The organism is Clostridium sp. ATCC BAA-442, from assembly GCF_964239415.1.
Lineage (GTDB): Bacteria > Bacillota > Clostridia > Oscillospirales > Oscillospiraceae > Flavonifractor > Flavonifractor plautii.
Map to the genome: position 1 here is coordinate 130,290 of NZ_CAXSQB010000005.1, position 6,259 is coordinate 136,548.

Annotated in this window: 5 protein-coding genes and 2 pseudogenes; 3 read left to right on the plus strand and 4 right to left on the minus strand. The window is 67.4% G+C overall.

Annotated features, from left to right (window positions below):
* Positions 1–6: 6 nt before the first annotated feature.
* Positions 7–618: pseudogene (locus tag ACESY8_RS03940) on the plus strand (V-type ATP synthase subunit D); the annotation flags it as partial.
* 28 nt (positions 619–646) lie between these two features.
* Here ACESY8_RS03940 and ACESY8_RS03945 read toward each other — a convergent pair.
* Positions 647–1,213, minus strand: coding sequence for a uracil-DNA glycosylase (locus ACESY8_RS03945; protein ID WP_498794642.1), 567 nt, complete (start codon positions 1,211–1,213; stop codon positions 647–649).
* Between the two features lie 399 nt (positions 1,214–1,612).
* On the opposite strand from ACESY8_RS03945, the gene aspS reads away from it, so the two are divergent.
* Both aspS and gatC read left to right on the plus strand, forming a co-directional pair.
* Positions 1,613–2,902: an aspartate--tRNA(Asn) ligase gene (gene aspS, locus ACESY8_RS03950; RefSeq protein ID WP_087361248.1), complete on the plus strand. Its 1,290-nt coding sequence runs from the start codon at positions 1,613–1,615 to the stop codon at positions 2,900–2,902.
* 59 nt (positions 2,903–2,961) lie between these two features.
* Positions 2,962–3,609, plus strand: coding sequence for an Asp-tRNA(Asn)/Glu-tRNA(Gln) amidotransferase subunit GatC (gene gatC / locus ACESY8_RS03955; RefSeq protein WP_498794643.1), 648 nt, complete (start codon positions 2,962–2,964; stop codon positions 3,607–3,609).
* Positions 3,610–4,004: 395 nt separating this feature from the next.
* On the opposite strand, the pseudogene ACESY8_RS03960 reads toward gatC, so the two are convergent.
* From ACESY8_RS03960 to ACESY8_RS03970, 3 genes and pseudogenes are all read right to left on the minus strand, one after another.
* Positions 4,005–4,112: pseudogene (locus ACESY8_RS03960) on the minus strand (hypothetical protein); the annotation flags it as partial.
* A complete protein-coding gene (locus ACESY8_RS03965) occupies positions 4,109–5,194 on the minus strand; it encodes a metallophosphoesterase family protein (protein ID WP_054339577.1) in 1,086 nt (361 codons plus the stop codon). The pseudogene ACESY8_RS03960 and the gene ACESY8_RS03965, both read right to left, overlap by 4 nt.
* A gap of 31 nt (positions 5,195–5,225) precedes the next feature.
* Entirely contained in the window at positions 5,226–6,008 is a 783-nt protein-coding gene (locus ACESY8_RS03970; RefSeq protein ID WP_009258977.1) for a TIGR00282 family metallophosphoesterase, read from the minus strand.
* Between the last annotated feature and the right edge of the window lie 251 nt (positions 6,009–6,259).

The following is a 6,259-nucleotide window of genomic DNA, read 5'->3' on the forward strand; positions in this document are numbered from 1 at the left end:
ACCGCCATGGCCAATCTGCTGCCCACCAAGGGCAACCTGATCGCCGCCAAGCGCTCCCGGATGCTGGCCCGGACGGGCTACGAGCTGATGGACCGCAAGCGCAACATCCTCATCCGGGAGCTTATGGGCATGATGGACACCGCCAAGGAGTTGCAGGGACAGATCGACGCCGTCTTTACCGAGGCGTACACCGCCCTCCAGGCGGCCAACATCCGCCTGGGCATCTGCGACCGCATCGCGGAGGCGGTGGATGTGGACGACTCCCTGGCTCTGCGCTACCGCTCCGTTATGGGGGTGGAGCTGCCCCGCATCCCCGGCCAGTCCCCCCCGCCCCGGCCGGAGTACGGCATGGGGGATACCTGCTCCGAACTGGATGAGTGCTACCTCAAGTTCTACAGGGTCAAGGAGCTGACCCGCCGGCTGGCGGAGGTGGAGACCTCTATCTACCGCCTGGCCGACGCCATCAAAAAGACCCAGAAGCGGGCCAACGCTTTACAGAACATTGTCATCCCCGGCCTGGACGGCACCATCCGCTTCATCACCGACGCCCTGGAGGAGAAGGAGCGGGAGGAGTTTGCCCGTTTGAAGGTCATCAAGCGGGTGACCACAAAACAGAAGTGGGGCGGAATTCCGCCTCACTTTTGTTTCAGTATGTGCGCACACAGACCTCCCGGATTTTGGTCTGGAGGCTCTTCAAGTCCTCAAAGCTCTCCGGCCGCTTGCGGGGATCCCGCAGCAGGGCGGAGGGGTGGTACATGGCCATCATCCACACCCCGGCCTTTTCGATCCACTGGCCATGCTCACGGGTGATTTTGAAGTCCTCCTTGATGAGCTTCATAGCGGCGATGCGCCCCAGGCAGACGATGATCTTCGGTTTGAGCAGGGCCACCTGGTTGCGCAGATAGCCGATACAGGCCTCCTGCTCGATGTTCAGGGGATCCCGGTTCTGGGGCGGGCGGCACTTGACCATGTTGCCGATGAACACCTTCTCCCGCTTCAGGTCGATCATGGCCAGCATATCGTCCAGCAGCTGGCCCGCCCGGCCCACAAAGGGCCGGCCGGTGCGGTCCTCCTGCTCGCCGGGGCCCTCCCCGATGAACATGACCTCCGCGTCCCTGGCTCCCTCGCCGAACACCACGTTGGTCCGGGTCTCCGCCAGGCCGCACTTCTGACAGTGGATGCACTCCTCATAGAGGGCGTCCCAATCCTTCATAGTCTCTCACCTCAGTGTGTGGTTTTCGACATTGTACCACACCCGCGCCCCCGGTGCAAAAAAATTTTGTGCTTGACTTTTGCCTTCAAACTGCGTATACTACGCTCAACAAAGACAGAGAGAACGACCGCCCCCCGTGAGGGCCGACAGAGAATCCGGGTCACCGACTGAGAGCCCGGTCCGGCAGGATGGGATGGCGCAACACGTTTGAGCCGGCGTCCCGAGCCCTGGCCTCAGGGGGTAGGCGCGCCCGTCCCACCCGCGTTAAGGGTTCCGAGTGGCGTCCGTTGCACACGACGGCGCAATTTTGGGTGGTACCGCGGAGTTTATTCCGTCCCGAAGCTGGAAAACCGGCTTCGGGATTTTTTTATTCTTTTTTTGCAGAAAGGTGTGATTGGCATGGAAGTTCTGGCAACGAAATTCGACGCGGCGGTGGTGGGCCGGAATAACCGGGCCGTCACCCTGCACGGGATGGTGCACGCCCTGCGGGATCTGGGTGGGGTCACCTTCCTCACCCTGCGCACCCGGGAGGGGCTGATCCAGTGCGTCTGTCCCCGGCGTCCTGAGGGGGTGCGTGAGGAGTGCGCCGTCTCTGTCTCCGGCTTACTCCGGCCCGAACCCCGGGCGCCCGGCGGGGCGGAGCTGGCGGAGGCCCGGTGCACGGTGCTCTCCTGGCCCGCCGCGCCCCCGCCGGTGCCCCTGTCCAAAAAGAGTTCCGTCAGCCTGGACACGGAGCTCTCCCTCCGCCCAGTGACCCTCCGCGCCCCCCGCGCCCGGGCGGTGTTCCGCATCCAGGCGGCCGTCTGCCGGGCCTTCCGGGAGTTTCTCCAGGGGGAGGGCTTTACCGAGATCCACACCCCCAAGCTGGGCCAGGCCGGGGCCGAGGGAGGCTCCAGCCAGTTCCGGCTGGACTATTTCGGCCGGAAAGCTGTGCTGGCCCAGTCCCCCCAGCTCTACAAGCAGGCCATGGTAGGGGTGTTTGAGCGGGTGTATGAGATCGGCCCGGTGTTCCGGGCGGAGAAGCACGCCACCCAGCGGCACCTGAACGAATATACCTCCCTGGATCTGGAGATGGGCTTTCTCCACTCCTTTACCGACCTGATGGCGCTGGAGCAGGGCTTTCTGCGCCGCCTTGTGGCCCTGCTCCGGCAGGAATACGCCGGAGAGCTGGCCCTGCTGGGTGCGGAGCTGCCCGATGCGGAGCACATACCCGCCGTCCGCTTTGACGAGGCCAAGCGCCTGGCGGCGGAGGCCTACGGCTATGCCATCCGGGAGCCCTACGATCTGGAGCCGGAGGAGGAGCAGCACATCGGCCGGTACGCCAAGGAGGTGTGGGGCAGCGACTTCGTGTTCGTCACCCACTACCCCGGCAGGAAGCGCCCCTTCTATACCATGGACGATCCGGAGGACCCCCGGTACACCCTCTCCTTCGATCTGCTCTTCCGGGGGGTGGAGATCACCACCGGCGGCCAGCGTATCCACAATTACGGCCAGCAGGTGGAAAAGTTAAAGGCGCGGGGCATGGAGCCGGAGGATTTTTCGGGCTACCTGCTGTTCCACAAGCACGGCGCGCCGCCCCACGGCGGCCTGGGCATCGGCCTGGAGCGGCTGACCATGCAGCTCTGCGGCCTGGACAACATCCGCCGGGCCAGCCTGTTTCCCCGGGACCGGACCAGACTCGAGCCATAAGGAGCGGGGGCGGGCGCGGTTTGCCCCCCAGACAGAGATAAAAAGGAGGAACCCTTCCCATGAACATTACCGAAGCACGGATCGACCATCTGTCCGATCTGGCCCGCCTCTCCCTCCCCGGCGGGGAGAAGGAGGAGATCGCCCGGGAGCTGGAGCGGATTCTGGACTACATGGCGGTGCTGGACGGCCTGGACACCGCCGGCGCGGAGCCGCTGAGCCACGTTTTCCCGCTGAAAAACGTCCTGCGCCCCGATGAAACCGCCCCCTCCGCCGCCCGGGCCTCCTCCAGCTGGCTCTCCGCCAGCTTGCGGTTGGCGTGGAGGGTATTGAGGGCGTTGAGCTCCTCCTGGGCCCTTTTCAGGGTATCCCGGTCGGGAGGCGCGCCGTGGCGGGTACGCTCGGCCTCCAGGCCGTCCACCTGGGCCTGGGCCTCGGCAAGGGCGGCCTGGGCCGCCTCCCACCGGGCCCTGCGCTGGGCCATGGCCCGGCTGAGGTGGGCGTCCCGCTCGGACTCCAGAAGTCTGTGCTCGGCCTGGAGCCGCTCCAGCTCCCGCCTGGCCTCCTGGGCCAGACGGAAGGCCTTGGACTGGCGGGCCAGGGTCTCCTCCACGTCGGCCAGCTCCTCCTCCAGCCGGGGGATCAGGCCGGTCTTGTTGTGCTTCCGGCGGTTGAGCCAGTCCCGCAGGCGGCGCTCTACCTGGGAGTAGGACACATCCTCCTCCCCGCTGGAGGCCAGGGCGGCGATGCGGGCCTCCAGGGCGGGGGCGCCGTCGATGGCCGCGCCCCCCTGGCCCACGAAGGCGGAGCGCTCGAATACCTCCCTGGGCACGCCGGTGAGGGTCTCCCCCGCGTTGTCCCCGGTGAGGCCGGGCACCGGCTCCGCCGTGCCGGTATACACCGCCTCAAAGCGGCCAAAGGGGGTGCTCCCCTTGGGCCCCCGGCGGAGGGTGACGGACCGGCCCTGCCAGAGCAGCTCCACGCTCCCCTCCATGGCCGCGCCGCTCCAGGGCTGGTAGCGGTTCTTCTCCGCGAGGTAGCCCTGACGGTCCCGCTCCTTGGTGTTGATCCCGTAGAGCATGGCCCGCAGGAAGGCCGACCAGGTGGACTTGCCCCCCTCGTTGGGGGCCTCAATGACATTCAGCCCCTCCCCCAGCGCCAGCTCCGCGCCCTGGAGCTTGCCGAAGGTGGCGCGCATCTTCAAAATCTTCATAGGCAGGGATCCTCCCCATTCTCCAGGGCCGCCAGCCCGAAGCGGGCGGCCAGCTCCAGCCCGTCCCCCTCCAGCGCCCCGCTCCGCAGGGTGCGCAGGAACAGGCCGGTGAGGCTGTCCTCCCCCGACCGGGCCCACAGCGCCCGCCGCTCCCGGGTCTGATCCCGGAGGGTCACGCTGTAAAAGCGGGGCTCGGCCAGGGCGGCGAGGGCGGCCAGCTCCGGCGGCTCCTCCCCCCGCTCTCCGGTGAGCACGATGCGACAGCAGTCCTCCCCGGCGTCCGCGGGCAGGGCCGCCGCCAGGGCGGCGGTCGGGCTCTCCGCCCCGGTCACGTCCACGGTCAGGATCTCATAGCGCCGCCGGGCCAGGGGGACGAACTCGGCGGACACGGCCCCGCCGTCGTCCACCGTCACCACCAGCACGCCCTTGTCGCCCAGCTCGTCAAAGCCCCGGCCCTCGGGACAGCCGGGGTAGGCCCAGTACGTGTCCCCCGCCTTTTGCAGCCCGGAGCAGGCGTGGATGTGTCCCAGGGCCAGGTAGGTCAGGCCGCTGGCGGCGATGTCCTCCAGGGCGATGGGACCGTAGCGCCCCTTCCCCTCCACGTCCCCATGGAGGGCCATCAGGTGGATGCGCCCGTCCCGGGGGGCGGCAAAGCCCATCAGGGGAGAGCGGTCGGCCTGGGGGGTGGTGAAGGCCGCGCCGTGCACCACGCAGTTGAGGCCGGGCAGCTCCACCCCCTCCACCGCCACGGTGGAAAAGATATGTACGTTGTCCGGCCACGCCGTGCCGGCGTACACCGAACGGGGGCCGTAGCAGTCATGGTTGCCCGGGGCGATGAACACCGGGGCGGGGATGCCCCCCAGGGTCCGGGCCAGGGCCTGTACGGTCTCCTGGTAGGTCTGGCCGCCGTCCAGCAGGTCGCCGGAGAGCAGCACCACGTCCGCCCGCCGCTCCTCCGCCAGCCCGGCCAGCCGGTCCAGCAGCTCCCGCTGCTCGGCCCGGCGGGCCCTGGCCTTGTCCGGGGGCAGGGCGGCAAACGGGGCGTCCAGGTGGAAATCCGCCCCGTGGATGATTGTCAGCATAGATGTCTCGGTTCCTTTCTCGCAGGGGATATTACGCGCGGATGTCCACCCGCTCGACGCTCACGCACCGCCGCTGGTCGGTATCGATGGAGAAGAGTACGCTCTCCAGCTTGCAGGGGCCGGGGGCGGGCTCAAAGCGGCGGGGCAGCCCGCCCAGGAAGCGGTTGACGGCCTGCTCCGGCCGGATGCCCAGCACGCTCTCGGCCGGGCCGGTCATACCCAGGTCGGTGACAAAGCCCAGCCCCTTGGGGAGAATTTGCCCGTCGGCAGTGGGGACATGGGTGTGGGTGCCCCACACGGCCTGGGCCCGGCCGTCCAGGTAATACCCCATGGCCCCCTTCTCGCTGGTGGCCTCGGCGTGGAAGTCCACCAGCACCACATCGGTCCCCTCCATCCGCCTGAGCACCCGGTCGGCGGTGGTGAAGGGGTTGTCGAAGTTGCTGTCCATCTCGCACCGGCCAATCAGGTTCATGACGCCGATGCGCACGCCGCCGGGGCCGTCGTACACGCCCCAGCCCCGGCCGGGCACCCGGCTGGTGTAGTTGGCGGGGCGGAGGGTATACCGGTCGTCCTCCAGAAAGTCGGCGATCTGGATGCGGTTCCAGGTGTGGTTGCCCAGGGTGACCACATCTGCACCAGCGTCAAAGATCTCCCGGGCCTGCCGGGGCAGAATCCCCACGCCGGACGCGTTCTCCCCGTTGACCACCGTGAAATGCACGCCCTTGAGCTTCTTCAGCCCCCGGAGATGGCGGGACAGGTACTCCACGCCGCTGTCCCCCACGACGTCGCCTACGGCCAGCACGTTCAGAATCATAACTTGCCTCCCTCTCATAATCAGCAGCCTCTATTATATGTGATTTTTTGCAAAAGGGCAATCGTAGTTTCTTGTAACCGGATTGAAACCGCCCCTGTAACCCTTTTTGCCGTCCCCTATGGTATGATAGGAGACGCCAAGGAGGATTTTTTTATGAAACTGCGCCTTTTTTCCGGCCTGGCCGCCCTGGCCCTGGCCGCGCTGCTGGCCGCCTGCGCCCCGGCCGCCCCCGCTGAGCCCGCCCCTTCTCC

What these genes read in the sequence shown, in the direction of transcription:
- ACESY8_RS03965 (WP_054339577.1), bottom strand. Translation starts at nt 5,194, where the DNA reads ATGCTGACAATCATCCACGGGGCGGATTTCCACCTGGACGCCCCGTTT.
- ACESY8_RS03945 (WP_498794642.1), bottom strand. Translation starts at nt 1,213, where the DNA reads ATGAAGGATTGGGACGCCCTCTATGAGGAGTGCATCCACTGTCAGAAG.
- aspS (WP_087361248.1), top strand. Translation starts at nt 1,613, where the DNA reads ATGGAAGTTCTGGCAACGAAATTCGACGCGGCGGTGGTGGGCCGGAAT.
- gatC (WP_498794643.1), top strand. Translation starts at nt 2,962, where the DNA reads ATGAACATTACCGAAGCACGGATCGACCATCTGTCCGATCTGGCCCGC.
- ACESY8_RS03970 (WP_009258977.1), bottom strand. Translation starts at nt 6,008, where the DNA reads ATGATTCTGAACGTGCTGGCCGTAGGCGACGTCGTGGGGGACAGCGGC.